The sequence below is a fragment of the Paenibacillus sp. ATY16 genome (assembly GCF_003399985.2).
GTDB lineage: Bacteria > Bacillota > Bacilli > Paenibacillales > Paenibacillaceae > Pristimantibacillus > Pristimantibacillus glycanilyticus.
In genome coordinates this window covers 130,178-154,656 of the sequence record NZ_NMOK02000014.1, presented here as the reverse complement: position 1 = coordinate 154,656, position 24,479 = coordinate 130,178, and the positions used below count along the sequence as shown (strand labels likewise).

The following is a 24,479-nucleotide window of genomic DNA, read 5'->3' as shown; positions in this document are numbered from 1 at the left end:
GCTATTCTATTTGTCGATTGACAGAGTTTCATCATGATGTATAGTAAGTATAGCAATCGGGGAATCGCCAAGTCTGCGCCAATGATTTTAGAACGATACCCGGATTTTTTGTTTTCATCCACTTTGATGCGGGGAGACGGACTATCATGTCGCTGAGATTGAATACGTTTACAAAAATAGTCGGCATCATCGTTTTGCTGCTCATTCCGATCATCGCCCTCTACTGGTTTTCGAATAAGACAAGCATGGACGTCGTGATGAACGAAGTGGAAATTTCCATGCACAAGGACTTGTCCTACTTTGCGGCCGAGACCGATGATACGGCGGAGCAGCTGGCGAAAAGCGGCCTTATGATAACCGAAGATATTAACGTCCGTACCCTTGAATTTTTGGAGATAGCCACCCTATATGAACAAACGGATCAGAAGATTCGCATTGCCGACAAGCTTCGGCTCATCAATGCCTCCTCCGATTGGGATACAACGATCAGCATCTATGCGCCGGCTACCAACACCTTCGTTTCAACCGACTTCCATCTTCAATACGATAAAGATCTCGTAGCGAAAAACTATTCAAAGGTCTGGAAATATACCGAGAACGTTGCCCCTTACTATCAGAACAATCCGAGGTTTGTAAGGTTTCTAAGCGAGCCCTATGACAGCTCCTCCTCTAACGCGGGAGTTATCGTTGAAGTCAGCTTCGCGGCCGACGAATTAGTGAAGGCGCTGGAACGCTTCAAGGCGGGAAGCAAGGGAGATGTCTTCTTCAGCTCGCCGGACCGGAAGATTCTCGCGGTGAACGGCTCCGATACCGAGCTGCAGAAGAAGCTGCTTGCCAAGGTGAATTTGGAAAAGCTTTCGGAATCGCAATATACCCGCATTAAGCTGGACGGCATCGAATATACCGTCAACAGCGTGTACATGCCCGAGCTTGGCTGGTACCTTTTTGACTACCTTCCCATCGATGACGTAGTCAGGCCGATTACGGCAAACAGCAATCTCTTTTACATCTGTATCGTCTTTCTCCTTATCGGCAGTACGATTGCGGCTTACGTGCTGTACACCAATGTGCAGGTTCCGATCCGCGAGCTGATCAGAGGCGTGAAAAAGCTGAAAAAAGGCGAATATCCGAAGCTGAAGGTGTTCCATCCGAACAACGAGTTCCACTTCCTGCTCGTCAGCTTTAATGACATGGCTTCCCAGATCGAGCAGCTCATCCAGAACGTGTATTTGGAGCAGATCCGTTCCAGGGATGCCAACCTGAAGCAGCTTCAATCGCAGATTAATCCGCATTTCCTCTATAATTGCTTCTCTCTGATCCGCAGTCTTACGAGACTTGGGGAAAAAGAATCCGTTATGGAGCTTGCGCTGCATCTCAGCCGGTATTACCGGTATACGACAAGGTCCGAAAGACAGCTGGCCTACCTGCGCGAGGAGGTGGAGCTGGTGAAGAGTTATCTGGCGATCCAGGCGATGAACGTCCAGGATATGACCTACGTCATTACGATCCCGGAAGCGATGGACGAGCTTGAAATTCCTCGGTTAATCCTCCAGCCGATCGTCGAAAATGCCGTTCTTCACGGCCTCGAGCCGATCGGCGGCGGAGAGGTGCGAATTACCGGCTCGCAAAATGACCGGTACAACGTCATCACCGTCACCGATAACGGAGTTGGCGTAACGGAGGAGCAGCTGGCCCAATTAAAGCTGCAAATGTCAATGCCGCCAACGGAGGACAAGGGCTGTGCCCTGTGGAATACACGCCAGCGCATGACTCTGCAATATGGACAGGAAGCCGGAGTCCGGCTGATCCGCGGGGATGATGGCGGATTGACCGTCGAGCTGTATTGGCCTAATGAAAGTGAAGGGAATCAATCTTAAGCAAGGCATTCTTTTTGCTGACGCACTAGCTTGCGAGCTATTCTTTTTAGGGGGAATTCGAGATGCGCCAACTTCTAATTGTAGACGACCAATCGATACTTGCCGACGATCTGGCAGATATGCTGCCATGGGAGGAAGCCGGCGTTGACGTTGTCCATAAAGCCTATTCCGGCCCGGAAGCCATCGGGCTATTGCATGAGCATGCCATAGATGTCGTCATTACGGATATCCGGATGCCGGGCATGACGGGACTGGAGCTTATTCAGGAAATCAAGCAGAACTGGAAGCATACCAAATGCATTCTGCTGTCGGGTTACTCCGACTTCGAATATACGAAGCAGGCCTTGAAGCTGAAATCCAGCGACTATCTGCTGAAGCCTGCCTCGGACGATGAGCTGCTGACTTCGGTCCGCCGCGCAATCAAGGAGCTTGAACAGGAGTGGCTGGAGATCAGCTCGATGCAGCGCGCGATGTACTCCTTGCGGGAGCAGCTGCCGAAGCTGAGAGAATATCTGCTTCTGGATATGCTGAGCGGCAAGCAGTCTCTGTCCCCTCAGCGCTTGTCCAAAAAGCTTGCCACCTATACGGTACCGTTCCGGGAAAACGACGATTTCCATGTGATGCTGCTCCGGATTGATGATGAGGACCATCTCTACGATGACGGCGAGAGCGAGGCTTTAATCGATTACGCGCTGGCCAATATCGCGGAGGAAGTATTCGGCGACCAGCTGGACATGTGGCATGGCAAGGATTCGAACGGCTTTATCGTGTGTCTCCTGAAAGCCAAAGCCGGTTCGACCCTTACAAGCGAGCTGGACGAATGGATTGAGAGCCACGCTTTCCAGCTCCAGCATGTCGTGAAATCGTACCTCAAGGTCGGCATCTCTATTCTTACGAGTAAAAGAGGAACATTCCCGCAGGATGTCTGCCCTCTCTATCAGACCTCCATTACGAACTTCCGCCAATTCATCGGCAGCGAGCAGGAGCTGTTCGTGTCGCTGGCGAAGGAACCGACGCGCGGCGCGCCCCAGCTGCTTGGCGAGCTGTACCGCCCGCCTTCCGTGCTGCAGATGCTGGAGCTTGGCCAATGGGATGCCGCCGGCGAGAAGCTTGAAGCGATTTTCCGCGAGATTGAGGAGGAATGGCGGGGGTCCCAGGAGCATGTGCTGGAAGCCTACTTCTCGATTGCGGCAACGCTAGCCGCCCTGGCGCATAAGAACAAAAAATGGCTGTCCGACATGATAGGCGACGACTTCCACGCGTTTGCGAACGGCAGCCCGATTCATACGGTTGATGAATTGCGCGCATGGACGGCCCGGACAATCGATTCCTACCGGAAATCGGTCAATTCGGAGGATAAGGATTCCCGCTCCAGCATTATCCGCAAGGTGCAGGAGTACATTCACAATCATCTGGAGCAGGCCTCCCTTCACTCCATCTCGGCGCATGTTTATCTCAATCCCTCCTACCTGTCGAAGATTTACAAGACGGAGACGGGCGAAGGAATCAGCGAATACCTGCTGCGCGCGAGGATGGAAAAATCGGCCGACCTGCTTGCCCAGACGGATGAGAAAATCTATGAAATCTCGGTTATGCTGGGCTATCAGAAGCCAAGCTATTTTATCCAGCTGTTCAAAAAGCATTTTGGCATCACGCCTCAGGAATATCGGAATAAGGTTACAAATTGACGTACAGACATGAAAAAGACGCTTCCTATCCGCATGGACAGGAAGCGTCTTTTTCGTTTCTTTAGATCAAATCCGATTTCGATAGAAGCCTTTGAATCATAACGACAGCTTCTGCTCTTGTAATATTCGAGACGGGAGCCAGAATCGAAGCGCTTTGTCCCGATACGATTCCGGCTTGCAGGCAAGCCGCAATGCCGCTTGTCGCCCAAGCCGAGATTTTCGATTTATCCGAGAACGCGTTGATTAAGGCATTTACGCTGCTCTCTTGAAGATCGGTTTGAATACCCGTCAATGTCATCGCTTTGGCTATAATCGTCATCGCTTGTTCGCGGGTAATGCTGTCATTCGGATGGAAGCTGCCGTCCGGATACCCGTTAATGAGCTGATGCGAATATGCCGTCTGAACATCATCGGAATACCAAGCCGATCCTTTTACGTCCGAGAAGCTGCTTGCGCCGTTCTCCATGCGAAGCCCCAGCGCGCGAACGATAATCGCAGCGAACTCGGCACGGGTAATCGCTTTGTTCGGGTAGAACAACCCGTCTCCCGCTCCGCCGACAATGAGGCGGGACGCCATATCATTCACCGCGTTCTTGGACCAATGATTGCTCATGTCAGAGAAGGAAACGCTCTTGCTCACAAGCGCATACAAGCTGTTCGTACGGCTGTTGATGACGGCATAACGCTTGCCTTCAATGCTAACCAGCTTCGTTGGCACTGGCCGGACAGACCCGTTCGGCTCCACGACGATGGCCGTTAACTCCGGATTTTGAGCCATGTTATCCGGAATAGCAATCATTCGTTCTACATAGGAAGCAAATGCGGAGAGCTCAACCTTCTTGTCGCCATAAGAAACCGTTACCGAGAATTGAACAGGCGATACTGCCAGATTAAGCTGATTCTGTAAGGCAGCCTTCTGCGTCAATGCTGTCATTGCTGCCGTTGGTTTCCCGATTTCCACGTTAACCGTGACATCCTTGGCATTTACGCTGCCATTAAACAGCTTCGTTAAATCGATAAGCCCGGTTGGCAATGCGTATACGGCATATTCCGTTTCGATCCGCAAGGTGGCCTGCTTCTGGATAAGCAGCTGCAGGAGATCGCCGGGAATCTCGCCAATGGCGACATCCGCTCCCGTCTTGATTGGAAGCACAACCGTAACCTGCTGATCCGATGAAGCCAGAATCTCCTTCAACTGATCCGCGCTCAGATGGAGAGTCGATACCGTTTGCTCTCCCCGCGCGGAAGTCTTGAGCTCGCCTAAGCGGTAAGACTTCCCGTCAATGACAACCTCGAAGCCGGACGCCGGATTCGAATTGCCGCCGTTGTTGCTGCTGATTACGGCAAATGAAGCCGTAACCGTCAGGTTTCCGTTTACGCTAAGATCCGTTCTTGTTGCGCTTCCCACTCCGTCGCTCCAACCGGCAAACCGGTATCCGGCATCCGGCACGGCCGTAACCGCCGTTCCGTCCGAGCCATGAGTAACCGTCTGGAGCTTATCGCCGGTGAGCGTTCCGTGATCGCCAGCCGTGTAGGTCAACGTATATTCGTTAATCGCGAAATCAGCCGTGACGTTCAGGTCAGCTACAATCAAGGTATCCTGACGCGTATCCGTCTGAATACCGTCGCTCCAGCCAATGAAATGATAACCAACCGCCGGTTCCGCTTTTACTTCCGTACCATTGGCTTGGTAGTTGATTTGCTGCGTTGCCGCCCCTGTTACGCTTCCCCCCGCTCCAGCGGAGTAAGTAAGCGTAAACGTGTCAATCGCGAATTCCGCTGTGACGGTTAGATCGCCGGTTACGTTCAAGTCCGTACGGCTGGCCGTCGTTACGCCGTCACTCCAACGGACAAAATGATAACCCGTATCGGCTGCTGCCGTAACTTCCGTTCCATCCGAGCCATGATTTACCGTTTGGAGCTTATTGCCTGTCAGCGTTCCATGATCCCCCGCCGTGTAGGTTAACGCGTACTCGTTAATCGCGAAATTCGCCGTGACGTTCAAGTTAGCCACAATCCCAGTATCCTGGCGGGTATCCGCCTGAACACCGTCGCTCCAACCGGTGAAATGATAGCCGACTGCAGGCACCGCATGCACTTCCGTACCATCGGCTTCGTAATTGACTTCCTGCGCGGCATCTCCGGTCACGCTTCCCCCGGTTCCCGCGGAATAGGTGAGCGTAAACGTGTCGATTGCGAATTCCGCTGCTGCGCTCAGATTGCCCGTAACGTTAAGGTCCGTGCGGCTGGCCGTCGTTATGCCGTCACTCCAACGGACAAAATGATAGCCCGTGTCCGCTACGGCCTTCACTTCCGCTCCATTAGAGCCATGGTTTATGGTCTGATGAGTAACGCCGGTCAGAGTCCCATGCGCTCCGGCGGTATAAGCCAGATCGTATTGGTTAATCTCGAACACGGCCGTTACCGCAACGCTGGCTTGGACATTTTTCTCTTGGCGGGATGCCGTGAGCAAGCCATCGCTCCAACCTGCGAAATGGTAGCCCTCATCCGCCACGGGGGTTACCGTCTTGCCGTCTTTTCCGTAATCGACGGTTTGAGCGGCATCCTGGTTAATGCTTCCCCCGGTGCCGACCGTATAGGTCAACGTATATTGATTAATGGTGAAAGTCGCCGTTACGCTTTTGTTAGAAACGACTGAGAGGTCTGTCCGGGATGCCGTCGCAACGCCGTCGCTCCAGCCGACGAAGCTGTAGCCCGGGTTCGGTACCGCCGTTACCTCGCTGCCGTTCGAGCCATGAGTGACCTTCTGGGAAGTCTGTCCGTCCAGGGTCCCGCCTTCCGCCGCCGCATACGTCAGCGTATACTCGTTAAGCGCAAAGCTGGCTGCTGCAGTCTTGTCCGCTCTCACATCGCGCTCTACGCGATTGGGAGTTTCGATTCCGTCACTCCAGCTAACGAAATGATAACCCGGATCCGGTGTGGCCGTTACTTCTTGACTATCGGAGCCGAAATCGACGGTCTGCACACGCGATGCTTGTCCATCAATGCTGCCACCCGGATTTGCCGTATAGGTAAGCTTGTAAGTATCGATTGCAAATAGCGCGGTGACGTTCAGAGTACCCGTAACGTTACTGTCCGTCCGGCTTGCATTCGTATAGCCATCGCTCCAGCCTACGAAGTGATAGCCCAGGTCGGCTACGGCCGTTACGGTTGTCGCATTCCCGCCATGCGTGACCGACTGAGATTTATCCCCCGTAAGGCTGCCGTTCGGACCTGCCGCATACGTGAGCTCATAAACGTTGATTGCAAAACTAGCGGTTACGCTGAGATCGCCGGTAATATCTTTATCCGTCCGGGCTGCGTCCGCATAGTTATCGCTCCAACTGGCGAAATGGTAACCGGTATTTCCTACGGCCGTTACTTCAGTCCCGCTTCCACCCGTCCGTACGCCTTGCAGCGCATCGCCGCTAATCGTCCCATTCGAGTCCGCCGCATACGTGAGCTTATGCTGTGCCATAAGAATGGTGCCGTTCGCGCCAAGCGCCATAAACTCTCCGTTCACGTACGCAGCCCCGTACAAGACGACTGTCGTGCCGCTTGCGCGCTGCTGCCAGCTCTGACCGTCCGGCGAGCTTAGAATCGTACCGTTGCCGCCAACGACTATAAAGGTGCCATCCCCGAATGCGGCTCCGTAGAACGTGCCGCTTACCGGTGGAATAATCGTCGTCCAATTCGCTCCGTCGGGAGACGTGAGAATTTTGCCGCCGTTTCCGACCGCAACGAATAGTCCATTTCCGTATGTAACTCCCCGCAATGTCGTTGTAACACCCGAGCTTTGCGGCGTCCAGTTCACGCCATTCGTTGAACTTAATATTGCTCCTCCGCTGCCAACCGCGACATAGGTTCCGCCGCCGAATGCTACCGCATTAAGCGCTCCGCTAGTCATCAAATACTGACTCCACGAAGACCCGTTGCCTGAGGTCAGAATGACTTGCGTCTGATTAAAATTGATATCGTTGCTCGCGCCAACCGCTACGTAACCCGCGCTTCCGTAAGTTACGCCGTACAGCGTAGTTCCCAATTCGCCGGGAAGCGTTTCGGATTCTTTCCACTCAATCCCGTCATCCGAAGTCATAATCTTTCCATGATAGCTCTGTTGACCATACCTGATCGATTGTGAGTATCCAACTCCTACAAAACCAGCAGGACCGCCGGATACCAAGCTTCTAATCTCATGATTGACTCCCGTAGTCAAAGCCGACCATCCCGCGCCTGTTGTTGAGGTACGGTATAAGCTTCCTGCGTGCATATCAACTTCTCTATTACCACAGGTTCCTTGAAGAGCACAGTCCGGAAAAGGCATCGGCGGGGTTCCGGTTGCGACGATTTTCCCGCTGCCGTATGCCGCCGTACGGAACGAATCCGTAGAATCGGTAGAGCCCGACGGCTTAGCTACCCAGGACAAGCCTTCCAGCGCATCCGTTCCCCCGCTTGCGAAGGCTTTGCCATATACCGGCAGCAGACCTGCTACTATCGCAAAGATTAATACCATTGCTATTTTCCTGCTAAATGCATGACGACTTATTGCTCTTCCCCAGATGTTCCTACTCATCGCCTGACCCATCCCCATCCTCAAATATGACAATACGATAATGCTACACAGTATCATATACCATACTAACGAACTAATATATTATACCTACGACCTATTCTATGATTTATAGCGCTATGGACACTGCCAACGCGCACGAAAAAACCGGCTATCGCCGATAGCCGGTTTTGCAAAACTCTATTTATTAATAAATCCTGTTATTTCACGGCATCCGCAGCCGCAAGCGCGTCAAGGAAGGACTGATGCATTTTTCCATTGGACGCAGCGACGTTGCGGACGCCCAGGCTGTACGGCTGCCCGAGCGTATCGGTTACGGTACCGCCGGATTCCTGAATGAGCAGCGCGCCTGCCGCCAGGTCCCAGCTATTCAGGCCGATCTCCCAGAAGCCGCTTAAGCGGCCGGCCGCAACATACGCCATATGAAGCGCTGCCGAGCCGCCAGAGCGGATATTGCGGACTTGCGGCGCCAGCGCCTGCAGCCCCTTCATGTTAAGCGGCAGCGCATAATCCAAGTCTGCCGGGAAGCCCGTAGCAATAAGGCTCGTCTTCAAGCTGTCCTCTTGGGACACGCTCATCCGCTTGCCGTGCACGTAAGCTCCTTTGCCCTTCTCGGCAATAAACAATTCGTCGCGCATCGGATCATAGACAACGCCAAGAATCACCTCGCCTTTATGGGCAAGCGCGATGGAGACTACAAAAAACGGAAAGCCGTGCACGAAATTAGTCGTCCCGTCAATCGGGTCGACAATCCACAAATATTCGGCTTCGCTTACTTCCTCCAGCGCGCGTGCGGATGCTTCCGGCCCGGGCTCAACGCCCTCCTCGCCGAGGAAGGAATGATGAGGGAAATGCGTCAGCACAAGACGCTTGATCAACGTCTCCGAGCCTTTGTCTACTTCCGTCACCAAATCATGAGCGGAATACTTTATATCAAGCTTCTCATAGTTTCCTAGCTTAGACTTAATCCATTCTCCAGCTTTAGCCGCGCAGTTGATCGCCACGGCGGCGAAGCTTTTGCCTCCGACGACGGTGCCCTGCTGATCACTTACAGTCACAGTCCATCACTCTACTCTCATCATAATTTGACCAAACATAAACGTTTCACAATAAAAAAAAGGGCAGTTTCATTTCTTATACGAACAACTTCCTCCGCAAGTTTCGCGCAAGTCGTATAGAGAGAATGTATACTTCGTATATTTTTAAAATATTACCGTAGTGTTAAAGCTTCGTCAAACCCTCGTAGATTAATTGGGCGGCCAGCAAAAGCAGCGTTACCCGAAGCAGCCAGAGCAGCCCTTTGCCGCTCATTCGCCCCGCGATCATGGCGCCAAGCTTGCCGCCAATCCATGCGCCCGGCACCAGCGCCAGCACGATCCAATAATTGATTTCTCCCAGCCAGCCGTGCATCCCGCTTCCCAGTATCGAGGAAAGAAAGATAACGAACATGGACGTTGCGGTCGCCGTATGCGGCGGAAAACGGAACAGGAGCACCATAAGCGGTACAAACAAAGAGCCGCCGCCTATGCCGAACAACCCGGATATGAGACCTACCGCAAACCCGATGGCCAGCGCGGGAACAATCGCATAACCGTACGTGTGCTCCTGCCCCTTCGCATCTACGATCGTACGCTGGATCGGCCATTCCCGGTTGATGGGTTTCAAATAATCGCGCGCTACGAGCAGCCCGGCCATAAGCAGCATAAAAATGCCGAAGGACAGCGAAAAGGCAGCGCCTTGAAACCGGCTGGTCAGCGCGGATCCGATCATGGCGGCAGGCCCGCTCGTCATAAAGAACAGCCAGCCGCTTTTGAAATCGACCAGCTTTTTCTTCGCGTAGCTTAACGTAGAGGCAAGCGCCGTAATAATAAGCATGGTCAGCGAGGTGCCTACCGCCGTTGCATGGCTGATCTCGCCCCCCGTCAGCTGCGGTCCCAGCAGCATAAGCACCGGTACGATAATAATGCCGCCGCCTAAGCCTACTATACTGCCAAACATCGCTGCAAGAACGCCAAGCAGCACCAGCAGAATCCATTCCAACACGTTGCCTTCACCGCTTTCCCGCTCATGATGTCTCTAAAAACTATGTAGCGTCTGTTCACAAAATAACACCGCCAACGCCGTCCTGTTGGCGGTCCTTGGCGGTGTTATCGCTTAAGGGTCGATCTCCACGGTTCCGCCATCCAGGATGCGGATTCCGTTTCCTAGCGCGGCCATTTCCTTTAGATCCTCCATTAGCTTGAGCAGCGCGGCATCCTTATGCTTCGCCTCCAGCATGCAGTCGATCCTCGGCGTTGACGCCGCAACGCTCCGGAGAAACTGCACGAGCGGCTCCGGCTCCACGTTATCGGCATGCCCCCGGGGATCGGACAAGCTTTTTGGACTGGAAGCATGGATTTTGGGCGGAAGGCCACCTTCCTCTAGACCGAGACGCTGCTCCTCCAGCTCCCACGTACGGGCAATCCGCTGCCATAAGCCGGCGGAAAGCTCGTCCATCGTCACATCCCCGCTGTTCACCGCATGATGGTGGATATCGAGAACCATCGGAACGCCAACGGCTTCCGCAGCTTCAATCGTTTCCCTGACATCAAACGTTTTATCGTCGTTTTCGAGCGTAACCCGATGCTTGTACCGGTCAGTCAATGCGCCGAACTGCTGAACGAACCGCTCGCCGGACAGCTTCTTATCGCCATAGGCTCCGCCCATGTGAATATTGCATTTCACCGTTTCCGGCAGCTCCATCGCTTCGAGCATCCGGATATGATAATCGAGATCCCGTTCCGATTTGACCAGGACATCGGGACGATTCGTGCTGAATACGCAGAAATGGTCGGGATGGAAGGAGGTCCTCATCCCCGTCTTTTTCGCATAGTCGCCAATTTCCTTCATGGACGGACGAAGGACGGGAAACGGATCCCAGTCCAGAAGATCCTCATGCGTGGAGAGCGGAATCAGCTTGGACGAGAACCGGTACATATGAATGTCATGGGCATTGGCATGCTTCATGATCCGAAGCGTATTGTGCAGATTTTCCTCCGCGATCCGCTCCATCTTCCTTATGCCGGCTTCTCTGTCGTTCAGCTTGCTAAAGTTCGCGAACGTCATTGTCCGGGACGGCGAAGCATTCTCTAGAATCGTGCTCATGGCGACAAATCCGAACCGGACGATCATAGTCAATTATACCCTCTCTCCGAAAAACATCTCGTACGCGAGAGCCGTCTGGATGCGCGCCTCCTCTTCCGTCAGCTTGCGCACCAGCTCCATCTCCACTTCCGTCACTTCTTCCCCCTGGAAATTGATTTCCGCGATGGAGGCGAGAATGCGAACGATCGCAATCGCTTCGTTATTTGGCGTATACGCGATTACTTTCTGGCCGGTCGGGAAGACGCGGAACCCGCTCTTCACCATTTTTCCCCTACCGTATTCAAGCAATTCATACAGCTCTTGCTCCGATTTGAATTTGCAAACGGAATTAAACTCTGTCGCGAAACCCATCTCTATCCCTCTTTTCCTTTTAGTCCGAATTATTGCTTCGTTAATTGCCGCCGCTGCCTCCGTAATCAATCGTCTTTCTATCGGCATAACGCTTGAATGCCAAGTCGATCAGCTTATCCAGCAAGTCCTTGTACGGTAGGCCCGACTCTTTCCACATAAGCGGGTACATGCTGATTGGCGTAAAGCCCGGCATCGTATTCACTTCGTTAACGAACAGCTGGCCGTCCGTCTTGCGGAGGAAGAAGTCTACCCGCGACAGCCCCGCCCCGTCAATGGCCAAAAAGGCCCGTAGCGCCATATCCCGCACGGCTTCCGCCGTCTTGTTCGGAATATTCGCCGGAATATGAATGGTGGACTTGCCGTCCACGTACTTCGCCTTGTAGTCGTAAAACTCGTTGGACGGGGCAATTTCCCCGGGAACCGATATTTTTGGATCATCGTTGCCAAGAACGCTGACTTCGATCTCCCTGGCATCGACGAACTCCTCCACGATGACCCTGCGGTCGAACCGGAAGGCAAAATCGATCGCCGCGATCAGCTCCTCGCGGGTCTTTGCTTTGGATATGCCTACGCTCGATCCGAGGTTGGACGGCTTTACGAAGCACGGGTAACCCAAAGCGACTTCGCATTCCATAATAAAAAAGGAGGCGTCCTTCTCCCACTGCGCCCGGTTGAAATACCGGAAGACGCATTGCGGAAGACCCTCGTACGCGAATATTTTCTTCATCGTAATCTTGTCCATCCCTGCAGCGGAGGCTAGAACCCCCGCCCCGACATAAGGGATGTCCGCAATTTCGAGCAGACCCTGAATCGTCCCGTCCTCTCCAAAGGTACCGTGGAGCAGCGGGAAAACAACGTCGATCGGCTGTCCCCCGCCCGCAAGCGTTCCTCCGGCCAAGCGATCGAGGAGCGGGGCAAGCGGAAGGTCCGGCACAACCGGCACCGGTGCCCCGTCCACCGGCTCAAGGCGAAGCTCGTCGATGTCCCCCGGCTGCCCGCCAAGCATCGATCCCACTCTCCATTCGCCCAGCCGGGTAATATAAAAAGGCGTTATTTCATATTTTGCGTAATCAAGCTCCCCCATCACCGCAAATGCCGTCCGCAGCGACACGTCATGCTCTCCCGACTTCCCTCCGTAAATCAACCCTAAGTGTACTTTCTGCCCCATTAGGTATCCTCCGGTATGGTTATTTTTAGAAGTGGTCCGCAATATGAAAGAAACGGTATCTTGTTTGCTCGGTCCAAGCATAGGAATCCCGGTAGTCCCAGAACCGGTGCCGGCTCGGAACCGTATTCGCGTTCACCAGCGGCATGCCTGCCGCATCGAAGGCGGTAATAATGGTGCTATGCTGGTAACGGTTGTCGCCGTTCCAGTCATAGGTGATGACATCGCCAAGCTGAAGCTCTTCCACGGATTCAACAACGGTTGCGTGCAGGCCGGAATTGCGCTTGCCGGACAAATAATTGGTCAGCGCATTGGACACCGCCCAACTGTAGCTCCACCATTCCTTGCCGCCGCTGCGGCCTTTGTACCACCAGCCGCTTTCTCTTTTACCAGTATAGTTCATAGGCGCGTGGCCTGCAAAGAGACACTGGGAAATATAGTTAGTGCAGTTCACCTCGAATTCCTCGTATGCCGGATTCCCTTCATTCCACCACCGGTCGGCGTAAGCGGCCGCCAGCTCGCGGCGATAGGGGATGCCTTTTACCCGTTGCTTCAACTGCGGATATTGATCCAGGTTCAAAAAAGGAGTCGACCGGAAGACCGATGCTTCTCGGGTCTGATCCAGGTCCTCCTCCATCGCTGCGGTGTACTCGGAAACGCCGAACCGAGGCCTCCGCTCCGCAATGACGGGCTCGATCCGGAAGATGCGCCAGGCGCCTCCCGACTGATTCAGCCATAACCGTTCGATTTCGGTCCTCTCCTCCAGATAATGCAGCCCCGATTGTTCCATCTGTCTTCTAATATGAAGCTTCAATAGAACGGATACTTCGGCAGAGGATTCGTTCACCTTGATAAGCTCAGCCTTGGTCTCGCCCCTGGCGGGAAGCACGCCGCGGTACAGCTCCCTTTCCCGCAGCCGTTCAAGCCGGTAACGAAGCCTCAAGCAGTGGTCTTTATCTTCTATATAATCATCGAGAACGGCATAATGCTGATCCGTCTCGGCCTTATTGTATAAGTTCACATATTTGGATATAACGGACTTCCATTCGCCTGCCTTCTCCCTTTTTCCGGCGCCTGACGGCTCGGCGGAACGAAGCAAGGAAGAAAGCTTCGCACCGGCTTCCCTTCCGGCGGTATGACCGGCAGACGGCTGGGCAGACTTTGTAGGTGCGGATTGGACGGGTAGCCCAGCGGGCAGCGATTGACCGCCCCGCTGCTCGCGGGCGGCATTTTCCGGCGTCACGACGGAAGGACGCTGCGTTTCGAGCTCCTCCGCCTTCAATATGATCCCGGACGGCTGACTTGTGCGCACCGCCGCCGGTTGGAGCACTAAAGCTTTGTTTGGCCGCTGCTTGTCGGGACGATTCCTTGTTTGATCCGATCGCGTAGACATGGCTACCCCTCCCATTCCTGTATTTGCTGGTTCATTATATGAGCAAATGTAAGATTTCATGTAACAATCGCCATGGGGCTTGGGAACACTATCTGGGGTAAAGAGGATGAATGTTTAAGCAAACCGTAAACTTTAAGCGAATGCTTTCGAAGTAAATGCTTCGCAAATTTTTGGCGGATGCTTTCGAAGTAAATGCTTCGCAAATTTTTAGCGGATGCTTTCGAAGTCAAATTTGCTTCGCAAATTTTTTAGGAGGTCACTAACGTATGTCCAAGAACAACCCTTTTGCCGAGCGCAGCACGCTGGATGCTGCCGGCAAAACCTATGCGTATTACCCGATCGCGGAGCTGGAGAAGCAAGGGCTGGGCCCTGTATCGAAGCTGCCCTTTTCGATTAAAGTGCTGCTGGAGGCCGCCGTCCGCCAATACGACGGCCGCGCGATAACCGAGGAGCATGTGAAGCAGATTGCTTCCTGGGCCAACGGCCGGATTGATAAGGAAATCCCTTTTATTCCAGCGCGTATTCTCCTGCAGGATTTCACCGGCGTCCCTGTTGTCGTCGACCTGGCGGCGATGCGCGATACCGTCAAGCGTGCCGGCGGCGATCCAAAAAAAATCAATCCGCTCGTGCCGGTTGACCTTGTCATCGACCACTCGGTTATGATCGATTCCTTCGGTACTCCGGAAGCGCTCGAATACAACATCAAGCTTGAATTCAAGCGCAACGAGGAACGCTACCGGTTTCTGCGCTGGGCGCAAACCGCCTTCGATAATTTCCGGGCAGTCCCGCCCGACACCGGCATCGTCCATCAGGTGAACCTGGAGTATCTGGCTTCCGTTGCCGCAACCAAAAAAATCGGCGACGACACGGTCGTCTTCCCGGACTCCCTGGTCGGCACCGACTCCCACACCACGATGATCAACGGTCTTGGCGTTGTGGGCTGGGGCGTAGGCGGGATCGAGGCGGAAGCCGGGATGCTGGGGCAGCCGCTCTATTTTGTCATGCCGGAAGTTATCGGCTTTAAGCTGACCGGCAGTTTAGCCGAAGGCTCCACCGCAACCGACCTGGCTTTAACGGTTACTCAGATGCTCCGTAAAAAAGGCGTTGTCGGCAAGTTTGTCGAGTTTTACGGATCCGGCCTGTCTAACATTAGCCTGGCTGATCGCGCAACGGTGGCGAATATGTCGCCTGAATACGGCGCGACGATCGGCTTTTTCCCGGTGGATGAAGAGACGCTCCGATACATGCGGGATACGGGACGGGATGAAGAGCAGATTGAGCTGGTTCGGGCTTACTATAAGGCACAGGACATGTTCCGTACCGATGAAACGCCGGATCCGGTGTTTACGGACACGCTGGAGCTTGATCTGTCCACGGTTGTGCCATCCCTTGCCGGACCGAAACGTCCGCAGGACCGCGTTGAACTCACCCATCTCAAGGAAGCTTTTAACGATATTATCAACCTGCCCGTTGAAAAGGGCGGCTACGGCTTAAGCGAGGAAAATAAAAATCAAAGAGTAAAGGTTCACCATAAAGACGGCCGGGAGAGCGAAATGGGCACCGGAGCCGTTGTTATTGCCGCCATAACCAGTTGTACCAATACGTCTAACCCAAGCGTTATGCTTGGCGCCGGACTTGTCGCCAAGAAAGCGGTAGAGCTTGGATTAAAAGTCCCGGCTTATGTCAAAACCTCTCTTACGCCAGGTTCGCTGGTCGTGACGGAATATTTCGAGCGCGCGGGTCTCATGGAGCCTCTGGAGGCACTTGGCTTCCACCTGACCGGCTACGGCTGCGGCACTTGCATCGGCAACTCCGGACCGCTCCCTGATGAAGTGAGCAAAGCGATCGCCGACAATGATATGACGGTGGCGGCGGTATTGTCAGGCAACCGGAACTTCGAAGGGCGCATCCATGCCCAGGTCAGAGCGAACTATCTGGCGTCCCCGCCTCTTGTTGTCGCTTATGCGCTGGCGGGTACGGTAAATATCGACCTGTCAAAGGACCCGATCGGTACGGGCGCAGGCGGCAAGCCGGTTTACTTGAAAGATATTTGGCCGACCAATGAAGAGGTGCATGAAGCGATCAAATCGGCAGTCCGTCCTGAGATGTTCCGTGATAAATACGCCAATGTCTTCACGCAGAATGAACGCTGGAACGCACTTGAAGTAGCTAAGGGAGAAAGCTACGAGTGGGACCCGGATTCGACCTACATCCAGAACCCTCCATTCTTCGAGAATCTGAGCGGAGATGTCGGCGACATTCAAAACATTCCGTCATCGCGCATACTGGCACTGCTTGGCGATTCCGTCACGACGGACCATATCTCTCCGGCAGGCAATATTAAAGCCGACAGCCCGGCGGGCAAATATTTGACCGACCATCATGTGGAACGGGTGGACTTCAACTCTTACGGCTCCCGCCGCGGCAACCATGAGGTCATGATGCGCGGCACGTTCGCGAACATCCGCATCCGCAACCAAGTAGCGCCGGGGACGGAAGGCGGCGTAACCACCTATCTGCCGACAAACGAAGTGATGTCCATCTACGACGCTTCAATGAAGTACCAGAAGGACGGAACGAACCTTGTTGTTATCGCGGGCAAGGAATACGGCACGGGCAGCTCCCGGGACTGGGCGGCAAAAGGCACTTTACTGCTTGGCGTCAAAGCGGTTATCGCCGAAAGCTTCGAACGGATTCACCGTTCCAACCTCGTTGGGATGGGCGTGCTTCCGCTGCAATTCCTTGAAGGCCAAAGCTGGAAGACCGTTGGTCTGACCGGCCGCGAAACCATTGATATTTCCGGTCTATCCAATGACGTGAAGCCCGGCCAGAAGGTCCATGTCAAAGCAACCGGCGAAGATGGCAAAGTAACCGAGTTCGACGTAACCGTACGTCTCGATTCCATGGTCGACGTCGACTACTACCGCAACGGCGGGATCCTGCAAACCGTGCTCCGCCAGATCATGTAGAAACAAAAGCGACTGTGCCAAGTATCAGCACAGTCGCTTTTCTTTTCTCTAAAATAGGTTAATGGCAAACGGAGCATTTTGAATGATTCTGGAGAAAGATTAAGCTTACGAAGCAACTTTCTTCCAGAAAGTTTTTAAGCGTTCGCTTTTGTGAAGGGATTCCTACCTATTAAACCTAATTCAAAGGAATCCCTGAGCAATGGCGATCGGAAGAACATTCAAATGCGGAGTATGCCACTTAACCAGAACCCCATTCAAATGCGGGGTTTGCCACTTTAACCTGCACGTATGCGAAGTTTGCCACTTAACCGTCACTTGATCATGGTGCCCATACGCTTCGCGAACTCGATTAGAACCGGCGAATACTCTCGCATCGTCTCCATCGTTAGACGGCTGGATGGCCCGGATACGGATAACGCCGCGGCCACCTGGCCATGCCGGTTGAAGATTGGCGCTGCCAATGCCGCTACCCCCGGCTCGCGTTCCTCGAAGCTGGTCGCGTATCCCTGCTGCGCGATCTCCTCGAGCTGCTGCTTATATTGGTCAAGGTCGATCGCGAGCAGCCAAGCCGGATCGCCAAAGATCTGTTCCTGCACAAAGCGGTCGGAATAAGCGATCAGCACTTTGCTGGATGCCCCGGCATACAGCGGCAGCCTCGCGCCAACCGGCGCTACCCGGCGAACCGGCTGATTGCTCTGGACCGCCTGAATCCGCACGCGCTCCGATCCGTCGCGTACATATATACTAACCGTCTCTCCGAGCCGGTCGCGCAAGCGCTCCATCTCCGGCTGCCAGATGACGGATTGGTCATCCGAGCTGGACAGATGCGCCGACAGCTCCCACATCCGCATTCCGAGGTGATAACGCTCGGACGACGGATCCCGCTCTACGAAGCCGCGGTCTTCCAACGTTGCCAGCATGCGGTGGACGGTGCTTTTATGCAGGCCTACCTTTTCCGCGATTTCGGACATTGCCAGATCCGTTCCCTCCGTGAAACAGAGCAAAATATCCAGCGCCCGTTCTACCGCACGTACATTTGATTTGCCTTCTTCCATCCAGTCCGCCCTCCTTGATCCGCTCCAATTTTGGTTTCGTACAATGAAACTTATTATCATCCAGTATACCTTAATTCAGCGATAATGGTAAAGAAAAGATCTTTCATTACAGCCTGATTACAAATGCTTAACATTACATCGACATCAATTGACAGGCCTAACCCTACGGGTCTACGATAAAAGTACTAGATATGTAATAGCGCTTACATAGTTAGTAGTGAGGGAGGGACGATGCGATGAGCACAACCATAATGACACCAATGCCGCTTGAAACCGGCTTTCCCCAAACGCTGCAGCCTTTTCCGCTTGATGGCGGACTGCAAAAGCAGCGCCCGCAGACTAAGACGCGCAAGCATTTCTTCATCGCGCTGGTTGCTTCGTTCACGGCTCTATGCCTGCTGCTTGTTCTCGTTTTCTACGGATATGTCGCCTGGATGCTGACCTATCCTTATGTAGCACCGCTTACTTCCAATCCGAAGGCCGCTGCCGGCCTCGATTATGAAGATATTTTATTCCCAAGCGCTAGCGGAAAAACAACCGTCAGCGGCTGGTATGTGCCGGCCTCGGATAATGATTCCGACGCGGTTCTGGCAAGCTCCACGGCGAAGTCGGAACGCACCGTTATTTTCAGCCACGGCTATGGCGCCAACCGCGAGGAAGACTGGGTACCGATGTATGATCTGACGAAGCTGCTTCACGGGCTTCACTATAATGTGGTGCTTTTTGACTACGGCTATGCCTCGCAGAAATACAAGGCGCCGGCTACGGCGGGGATTGAAGAATCGCAGCAGCTGCTCGCGGCCATCAATTTCGCCAAGTCCCGCGGAGCCCAGGAGATTGTCGTATGGGGCTTCTCGATGGGAGCAGGCACGGCTCTCCAAGCCGCGCTGCAGACGAAGGATATTGACGCGATGATTCTGGACAGCACCTTCCTGGCAACGGCCGATACGATGTTCCACAACGTGACGCAAATTTTGCCGCTTCCGAAGTTCCCGTCCAAGCAGTTGATCGAAATGCTGCTCCCTACCTGGTCTGGTACAAACCTGAAGCAGGTGCCGGTTGATCAAATATTAACGAAGTCCTTCGATATACCGCTGTACATTATGCATGGCACAAGCGATGCCAAAGCACCTTACCAGCTAGCCGAGCAAATAGCGGCGGATCAGACGAACCCGCTGTCTCGCTCCTGGATTGTACCAAACGGCCAGCACGAAATGCTTTTCCGCGCTTCGCCAACCGAATACATCCAGCGCGCAGCCCTTTTCCTCGGCCAGGTCGATCAACAGTACCAGGAATCGCATCCCGCCAAAGACAATACGCAAACCACTTAGCATACAGCCCTTATACGGATAACAAAAAAGCCACCGCAGCATCAAGCGTTCGAAACGGAACTTGATGCCACGGCGGCTTTTATTTCATTCTAAGAATTTATAAGTTCTGTCTTATAAATAGGGCTTAGAATTCTCCGGAATGAAACGCTCCCCGCCATCAAAGGATGGCGAAGCCGTTTCACCTTGTTACAGCTATTATTGCTTGAGCAAAGACAGAAACTCCGAACGCAGCGCACTATCCGAGAATACGCCGCGAACGGCCGACGTAACCGTCTTGCTGCCCGGCTTCTTCACGCCGCGCGCGCACATGCAGAGATGCTCGCCTTCCACGACAACCATCACGCCTTGCGGCTTCAGCACTTCCTGCATAATGTCCGCGATCTGCGTGGTGATCCGCTCCTGCACCTGCAGTCTTCTCGATACCGCTTCAACAAGTCTTGCCAGCTTGCTGAGACCGGCGATTTTGCCGCTTGGAATATATCCGATGTGCACCTTCCCGAAGAACGGCGCCATATGATGCTCGCATTGGCTGTAGTAGACAATGTCTTTGACAATAACAAGCTCTTCATGCTGCTCGTCGAAGGTAACGCCAAGCACCTCGCGCGGATCTACCTCGTAGCCCGCGAAAATCTCTTCATACATCCGGGTAACGCGAGCTGGTGTCTCCAGCAGCCCTTCTCTTTCGACGTCTTCGCCAACCAGCTTCAAAATTTCTTTTACGTGATGCTCGATTTGCTCCCGGTTGCGCGATACCGCCGAATTGACGTAGTCTTTCATCCCCGCCATTTCGTACCACCTCTCCGGCTACTACCAACTGACCGCACTTTATCTTCGTGGCATTTTCTGATTTTTCATCATTTGCTGTGCACGATTCATTTGCTGTTTGTTCAAGTTGTAGCCCATTTGTTTGGCCATTTTTTGAATCATTTCAGGGTCGTTCTGCATCTTCTCAAGCTGCTTGCGCAGGTAGAATACCCCGATAAAAAATCCGCCTGCAACCCCTGCGATTAAAGTTACAATCGGAATAATGATGTTCCACATAATGATGAACTCACCCGGCCCTTTCTACTAATCCAGCCTATAGTCTATAATGACCCCTATAATAGCATGTAAAGCAGGCATTCGCAAACGTCCCGGGGAAGTAATTTTTCCTAGCTTTCATGCGGGATCGAAGCTCCTTCCTCCGCTCTGCCAAGGTCAGCCTCGAGACTGGCGATCGCACGCTCCAAATAGACTCTGGCTTCTTCGTCCGTCTCGTTCGGCAGCGCCTCTCTCAGGGCTTCCATCGCCTCGTCGCCGCCGATGCGTGAGAGTGCCCAGGCAGCCGTTCCGCGCAGCACCGGACGCGTATCGTCCTTCAGTACGCCAATCAAATCCGGCACGGCGCTTTTGTCTTTAAAATTGCCAAGGCCGATAACCGCGTTGCGCTGGATCGGTTTCTTGCCGCGCCAGGCGGAAGAGGTATGGCCGTAACGATCTTTGAATTCCCGGTTGCCGATCGTCAGCAGCGGGACAAGCAGCGGCTTGACCAGCTCCGGATCCGGCTGAAGCTCCGGCTGGTGGGTCCAGTTTTTGCCCCGGTTCACCGGACATACGGTCTGGCACGTGTCGCAGCCATACAGCCGGTTGCCGATCTTGCGCATGTATTCATCGGAGATGAAGCCTTTGGTTTGCGTAATAAACGAGATGCACTTATTCGAATCCAGCTGTCCCGGACCAACCAGCGCATCCGTCGGGCATGCGTCAATGCATTTGGTGCATTCCCCGCAGCCCTCCGTCACCGGCGTATCCGGCTCGAACGGGATATTCGTGATCATCTCGCCGAGGTAAATCCAGGAGCCCAGGTCCTCGCTTAAGATCGAGCAGTTCTTCGCGCTCCAGCCGATCCCGGCACGTTCGGCAACCGCCCGGTCTGACAAGGCGCCCGTATCGACCATGCTCTCGAACCGCGCTTCGGGTACGCGTTCCTTCAGCCAGGCCTCCAGCTTCGCCATCCGGTCCCGCAGCACCTTATGATAATCATCGCCCCAAGCGGACCGCGATAAAATACCGCGTCTGGCCCCCGGTTCCGACTTTGGCGGATTAGGCAGCTTCGCCGGATAAGCGACGGCAATCGCGATGATCGATTGCGGATTATCAAACAGCAAAGCCGGATTGGTCCGTTTGTCCAAATCCGGCTCCTCGAAGCCCGACTCGCGGCCTAGCTCGCGATGCCGGATCAGCCTTGTTTTCAGCTCGGTAAACGGATCGGCGGAAGCAAAGCCAATCTTGTCGATGCCAAGGCTTGCCGCCGCTTCGCGTAATTCTTCTTTTAACGATATCCAGCGGCTGCCGCCCATTAGCACCTGGCTCCCTTCCTTTTAAAAATTACAACCGTTTAATCGCTTCGCGGGCAAGCTCGTCGCAGCGGTTATTCCACTCGTTGTCGCTATGCCCTTTTACTTTGATGTATTCCACCTGATGGCGCTTCATCAGATCCCATAGCATTTTCCACAGATCCTGATTCTCCACCGGCTCCTTCTTGCTGTTCTTCCAGCCATTGCGCAGCCAGCCGTGAATCCAGCCCTTTTGGAAGCAGTTCACGACATAAGCGGAATCGCTGTATATCTTTGCTTTGCACGGTTCCTTCAGAAGGCTCAGCGCTTCAATAACCGCCTGAATCTCCATCCGGTTGTTCGTCGAATGCTTTTCGCCCCCGGAAAGTTCTTTCCGGTGCGCACCGTAGAATAAAACGGCTCCCCAGCCGCCCGGCCCCGGATTCCCCGAGCAGGCGCCGTCCGTATAGATCGTCACTTCTTTCATTCTTCCATCTCCTACAAAGAAAATTGCGGAGCAATTCTATAAGGCTATAACACCTTCACCTGTTTGAACGGCCATAAAATAATATCCGCTCTGCCGTGGATCATGGAACGCGGTACGGTGCCAAAAATCCGGCTGTCCTTGCTGGCTCTGGCATGGCGGTTGTCCCCCATAACGAAATATTGCCCTTTCGGAACAATAACCGGCATAAAATCCAGATCCTCGATTTCGACATCGGTATAGGCTTCCGATACCTTTTCTCCGTTACGGTAGAGCTGTTTATTGTAAATTTCGATTCGGTCGCCCGCTACGCCAACGACCCGCTTCACCAGAAAGTCTTTTTCGGTGCCGTATGCCGAAGGGTCCTCGAGAATAACGACATCTCCCAGCTTGGGATTGCCAATCAGATAAGCGGCCTTATTCACGAACAGCCACTCCCGGTCCTGAAGCGTCGGCTCCATGGAATGCCCTTCGACTGTCGAGAGATTAAAGACAAACAGATGCAGCACCATCACGATCAGAAAAGAAATCGTTATGGTTTTCGCCCACTCCAGCGCTTCCTTGAACCAATGAGGCTTTTCATGAGCCTCCCGCGGGGCGGTTTTATTCAGATCGGAAGGGGATACACTCATGCAGCCTACCCCTCGCTTTCCCCACAGGTGCTATGCCAGTCTGCATAGTAGCTTTGGACAATGTCATCCTGGAAAGGAACCGCTCCCTCGTCCATCCGCTTGAGCAGCGCTGCCAGTCCTTGCTGAACCTTGTCCTCCACCATCTGCGGATAATGATAAGCCAGCTTGTGCATCTGGTACTCGTCCTGATCCACGACATAGCGGTTGCCTTCGGTCGTGCGGATCACATCCAGATCATAATCGATATAAGTAAGCACGTCCCCCTGCAAATAAGGCGGAGATGCGATATTGCAATAGTAACGGATGCCGCTGTCTTCCAGCAGCGCTACGACGTTAAACCATTCACCCGGAATAAAGAACGATACCGCCGGCACGCGGCTGATCCATTGCTTGCCGTCGGATTCCACTATAGGCGTCTGACGATTTATAAGCACAATGATTTGGTTATCCCTGTGCACTGGCGCAAGCCGTTCTGCCGGCACAAGGTAGTTGCGCTGCCATGTTCGGTGAATATGACCGTCGTGCTTGAAGCTTTTGATAACACAGTGCCGATAAATGTCCATGACGCCTCTCCTTACTTATTGTGAAACGGGCCAAGGGCGGCATCAAGCGCCCCGTTCGTATGTTCCAAACAATAGTCCTTTTAAATAGAAAAGCATATCTGACCGCCAAAAGCAATGGCGATGCAGATATGCCCTGCACAAAATATGGCTATTAGGCTGAATTCGGAAGCCGTTTAGCCTGCTACAATACTTAATTTCTGGAATGAACGGAAAAAGTCGTTCGAAGCATAACCCATCGCTTCGTATAACGGCAACACCGGTTCATTATGCTCGTCGGCGGTAATTAATATTTTGGAAACGTTGCGCTGCTCGAAGCGCTGCCGTAAAGCTTGTATAAGCGCCTTGCCAATTCCTTGGCGACGATACTCCGTATGAACAGCGATACGATAGTAATAACCCTTGTTATTATCAATCGTGCCGATGATCATACCTACAATTTCCGACTCTTCGACAGCGACAAGTACAAGCTCACTGTCCCATGACAATTGACGCGCAAAAGCTTCCATCGTTTGTTCGTAACACTCTTCAGACAATACTTCCTCAAGGAGTGTAGTGACAGGTCTGTAGTCAGACAACTGGAAGGAACGAACGTTCATTAATTATACACCTTCTATACCTTGTCATAGTGCTGCATTTATATATTTTACGACATTTTATAACGAAATCCTCTTTTTGTCTTAAAAAATACTTAAAAATTTTAAAGAAATTTGCTAAATTACGTTGAAAACGCTTTATTTTAAGCGCTTACATGTATTTATTGGCCGTTTACTCTGGATTTGGCTCGTTTTCTAATGTTTTTGCATATTTCCATGGCTCCCGTGACATTCTACAACTCGTACGACTTTGTCCGTCACCATTCGACTTTTGCAACATTAATGTTGATTTATGCACTCGGATAAGGGATAATATGAGAAGAGTTTTACATAACCTATTTATGGGAGG

Annotated in this window: 19 protein-coding genes; 4 read left to right on the top strand and 15 right to left on the bottom strand. The window is 53.2% G+C overall.

Annotated elements, in window-relative coordinates:
• Nucleotides 1-146 precede the first annotated feature (146 nt).
• Together CFI03_RS07710 and CFI03_RS07705 are read left to right on the top strand one after the other, a co-directional pair.
• The gene (locus tag CFI03_RS07710; protein ID WP_116394098.1) at nucleotides 147-1,877 is read left to right on the top strand and encodes a sensor histidine kinase; all 1,731 of its coding nucleotides are present in this window, start codon (nucleotides 147-149) and stop codon (nucleotides 1,875-1,877) included.
• A gap of 62 nt (nucleotides 1,878-1,939) precedes the next feature.
• Entirely contained in the window at nucleotides 1,940-3,565 is a 1,626-nt protein-coding gene (locus CFI03_RS07705) for a response regulator transcription factor (protein ID WP_116394097.1), read from the top strand.
• Nucleotides 3,566-3,626: 61 nt separating this feature from the next.
• Here the strand turns inward: CFI03_RS07705 and CFI03_RS07700 are convergent, their stop codons facing one another.
• From CFI03_RS07700 to CFI03_RS07670, 7 genes are all read right to left on the bottom strand, one after another.
• Nucleotides 3,627-8,078: an InlB B-repeat-containing protein gene (locus CFI03_RS07700; RefSeq protein WP_162862770.1), complete on the bottom strand. Its 4,452-nt coding sequence runs from the start codon at nucleotides 8,076-8,078 to the stop codon at nucleotides 3,627-3,629.
• A gap of 257 nt (nucleotides 8,079-8,335) precedes the next feature.
• Complete coding sequence (locus CFI03_RS07695; protein WP_116394095.1) at nucleotides 8,336-9,193, bottom strand: inositol monophosphatase family protein; 858 nt, start codon at nucleotides 9,191-9,193, stop codon at nucleotides 8,336-8,338.
• Nucleotides 9,194-9,356: 163 nt separating this feature from the next.
• Complete coding sequence (locus CFI03_RS07690) at nucleotides 9,357-10,175, bottom strand: sulfite exporter TauE/SafE family protein (protein WP_116394094.1); 819 nt, start codon at nucleotides 10,173-10,175, stop codon at nucleotides 9,357-9,359.
• A gap of 114 nt (nucleotides 10,176-10,289) precedes the next feature.
• Complete coding sequence (gene uvsE, locus CFI03_RS07685) at nucleotides 10,290-11,306, bottom strand: UV DNA damage repair endonuclease UvsE (protein WP_116394093.1); 1,017 nt, start codon at nucleotides 11,304-11,306, stop codon at nucleotides 10,290-10,292.
• A 6-nt stretch (nucleotides 11,307-11,312) separates the two neighbouring features.
• Nucleotides 11,313-11,630 (bottom strand): hypothetical protein, encoded by a 318-nt coding sequence (locus tag CFI03_RS07680; protein WP_015842440.1) that lies wholly within the window; start codon nucleotides 11,628-11,630, stop codon nucleotides 11,313-11,315.
• Nucleotides 11,631-11,670: 40 nt separating this feature from the next.
• Entirely contained in the window at nucleotides 11,671-12,798 is a 1,128-nt protein-coding gene (locus CFI03_RS07675; protein WP_116394092.1) for a D-alanine--D-alanine ligase, read from the bottom strand.
• A 25-nt stretch (nucleotides 12,799-12,823) separates the two neighbouring features.
• On the bottom strand, nucleotides 12,824-14,188 hold the full coding sequence (locus tag CFI03_RS07670) for an amidase domain-containing protein (RefSeq protein WP_116394091.1): 1,365 nt from the start codon (nucleotides 14,186-14,188) through the stop codon (nucleotides 12,824-12,826).
• A gap of 266 nt (nucleotides 14,189-14,454) precedes the next feature.
• Between CFI03_RS07670 and acnA the strand changes: the two genes are divergently transcribed.
• Entirely contained in the window at nucleotides 14,455-17,157 is a 2,703-nt protein-coding gene (gene acnA, locus CFI03_RS07665; protein WP_116394090.1) for an aconitate hydratase AcnA, read from the top strand.
• Between the two features lie 311 nt (nucleotides 17,158-17,468).
• On the opposite strand, the gene CFI03_RS07660 is transcribed toward acnA, so the two are convergent.
• Nucleotides 17,469-18,212: an IclR family transcriptional regulator gene (locus tag CFI03_RS07660; protein WP_116394089.1), complete on the bottom strand. Its 744-nt coding sequence runs from the start codon at nucleotides 18,210-18,212 to the stop codon at nucleotides 17,469-17,471.
• Nucleotides 18,213-18,448: 236 nt separating this feature from the next.
• Here CFI03_RS07660 and CFI03_RS07655 point away from each other — a divergent pair, with 236 nt between their 5' ends.
• On the top strand, nucleotides 18,449-19,543 hold the full coding sequence (locus CFI03_RS07655; protein WP_116394088.1) for an alpha/beta hydrolase: 1,095 nt from the start codon (nucleotides 18,449-18,451) through the stop codon (nucleotides 19,541-19,543).
• A 195-nt stretch (nucleotides 19,544-19,738) separates the two neighbouring features.
• Here the strand turns inward: CFI03_RS07655 and folE are convergent, their stop codons facing one another.
• The 7 genes from folE to CFI03_RS07620 form a co-directional block, all read right to left on the bottom strand.
• Complete coding sequence (folE, locus tag CFI03_RS07650) at nucleotides 19,739-20,329, bottom strand: GTP cyclohydrolase I FolE (RefSeq protein WP_116394087.1); 591 nt, start codon at nucleotides 20,327-20,329, stop codon at nucleotides 19,739-19,741.
• A gap of 39 nt (nucleotides 20,330-20,368) precedes the next feature.
• Nucleotides 20,369-20,584: a YneF family protein gene (locus CFI03_RS07645; RefSeq protein ID WP_116394086.1), complete on the bottom strand. Its 216-nt coding sequence runs from the start codon at nucleotides 20,582-20,584 to the stop codon at nucleotides 20,369-20,371.
• 110 nt (nucleotides 20,585-20,694) lie between these two features.
• Nucleotides 20,695-21,882, bottom strand: a complete 1,188-nt coding sequence (gene queG / locus CFI03_RS07640; protein WP_116394085.1) for a tRNA epoxyqueuosine(34) reductase QueG — start codon at nucleotides 21,880-21,882, stop codon at nucleotides 20,695-20,697.
• A gap of 28 nt (nucleotides 21,883-21,910) precedes the next feature.
• Nucleotides 21,911-22,345, bottom strand: a complete 435-nt coding sequence (rnhA, locus tag CFI03_RS07635; RefSeq protein ID WP_116394084.1) for a ribonuclease HI — start codon at nucleotides 22,343-22,345, stop codon at nucleotides 21,911-21,913.
• 44 nt (nucleotides 22,346-22,389) lie between these two features.
• Nucleotides 22,390-22,974 (bottom strand): signal peptidase I, encoded by a 585-nt coding sequence (gene lepB / locus CFI03_RS07630; protein ID WP_116394083.1) that lies wholly within the window; start codon nucleotides 22,972-22,974, stop codon nucleotides 22,390-22,392.
• 5 nt (nucleotides 22,975-22,979) lie between these two features.
• Entirely contained in the window at nucleotides 22,980-23,537 is a 558-nt protein-coding gene (locus tag CFI03_RS07625; protein ID WP_116394082.1) for a DUF402 domain-containing protein, read from the bottom strand.
• 173 nt (nucleotides 23,538-23,710) lie between these two features.
• Nucleotides 23,711-24,133 (bottom strand): GNAT family N-acetyltransferase, encoded by a 423-nt coding sequence (locus CFI03_RS07620; RefSeq protein ID WP_015842428.1) that lies wholly within the window; start codon nucleotides 24,131-24,133, stop codon nucleotides 23,711-23,713.
• Nucleotides 24,134-24,479 lie beyond the last annotated feature (346 nt).

What these genes read in the sequence shown, in the direction of transcription:
- CFI03_RS07620 (WP_015842428.1), bottom strand. Translation starts at nt 24,133, where the DNA reads ATGAACGTTCGTTCCTTCCAGTTGTCTGACTACAGACCTGTCACTACA.
- CFI03_RS07675 (WP_116394092.1), bottom strand. Translation starts at nt 12,798, where the DNA reads ATGGGGCAGAAAGTACACTTAGGGTTGATTTACGGAGGGAAGTCGGGA.
- uvsE (WP_116394093.1), bottom strand. Translation starts at nt 11,306, where the DNA reads ATGATCGTCCGGTTCGGATTTGTCGCCATGAGCACGATTCTAGAGAAT.
- folE (WP_116394087.1), bottom strand. Translation starts at nt 20,329, where the DNA reads ATGGCGGGGATGAAAGACTACGTCAATTCGGCGGTATCGCGCAACCGG.
- CFI03_RS07670 (WP_116394091.1), bottom strand. Translation starts at nt 14,188, where the DNA reads ATGTCTACGCGATCGGATCAAACAAGGAATCGTCCCGACAAGCAGCGG.
- CFI03_RS07660 (WP_116394089.1), bottom strand. Translation starts at nt 18,212, where the DNA reads ATGGAAGAAGGCAAATCAAATGTACGTGCGGTAGAACGGGCGCTGGAT.
- CFI03_RS07710 (WP_116394098.1), top strand. Translation starts at nt 147, where the DNA reads ATGTCGCTGAGATTGAATACGTTTACAAAAATAGTCGGCATCATCGTT.
- CFI03_RS07700 (WP_162862770.1), bottom strand. Translation starts at nt 8,078, where the DNA reads ATGGTATTAATCTTTGCGATAGTAGCAGGTCTGCTGCCGGTATATGGC.
- queG (WP_116394085.1), bottom strand. Translation starts at nt 21,882, where the DNA reads ATGGGCGGCAGCCGCTGGATATCGTTAAAAGAAGAATTACGCGAAGCG.
- rnhA (WP_116394084.1), bottom strand. Translation starts at nt 22,345, where the DNA reads ATGAAAGAAGTGACGATCTATACGGACGGCGCCTGCTCGGGGAATCCG.
- CFI03_RS07655 (WP_116394088.1), top strand. Translation starts at nt 18,449, where the DNA reads ATGAGCACAACCATAATGACACCAATGCCGCTTGAAACCGGCTTTCCC.
- CFI03_RS07680 (WP_015842440.1), bottom strand. Translation starts at nt 11,630, where the DNA reads ATGGGTTTCGCGACAGAGTTTAATTCCGTTTGCAAATTCAAATCGGAG.
- acnA (WP_116394090.1), top strand. Translation starts at nt 14,455, where the DNA reads ATGTCCAAGAACAACCCTTTTGCCGAGCGCAGCACGCTGGATGCTGCC.
- CFI03_RS07625 (WP_116394082.1), bottom strand. Translation starts at nt 23,537, where the DNA reads ATGGACATTTATCGGCACTGTGTTATCAAAAGCTTCAAGCACGACGGT.
- CFI03_RS07705 (WP_116394097.1), top strand. Translation starts at nt 1,940, where the DNA reads ATGCGCCAACTTCTAATTGTAGACGACCAATCGATACTTGCCGACGAT.
- lepB (WP_116394083.1), bottom strand. Translation starts at nt 22,974, where the DNA reads ATGAGTGTATCCCCTTCCGATCTGAATAAAACCGCCCCGCGGGAGGCT.
- CFI03_RS07645 (WP_116394086.1), bottom strand. Translation starts at nt 20,584, where the DNA reads ATGTGGAACATCATTATTCCGATTGTAACTTTAATCGCAGGGGTTGCA.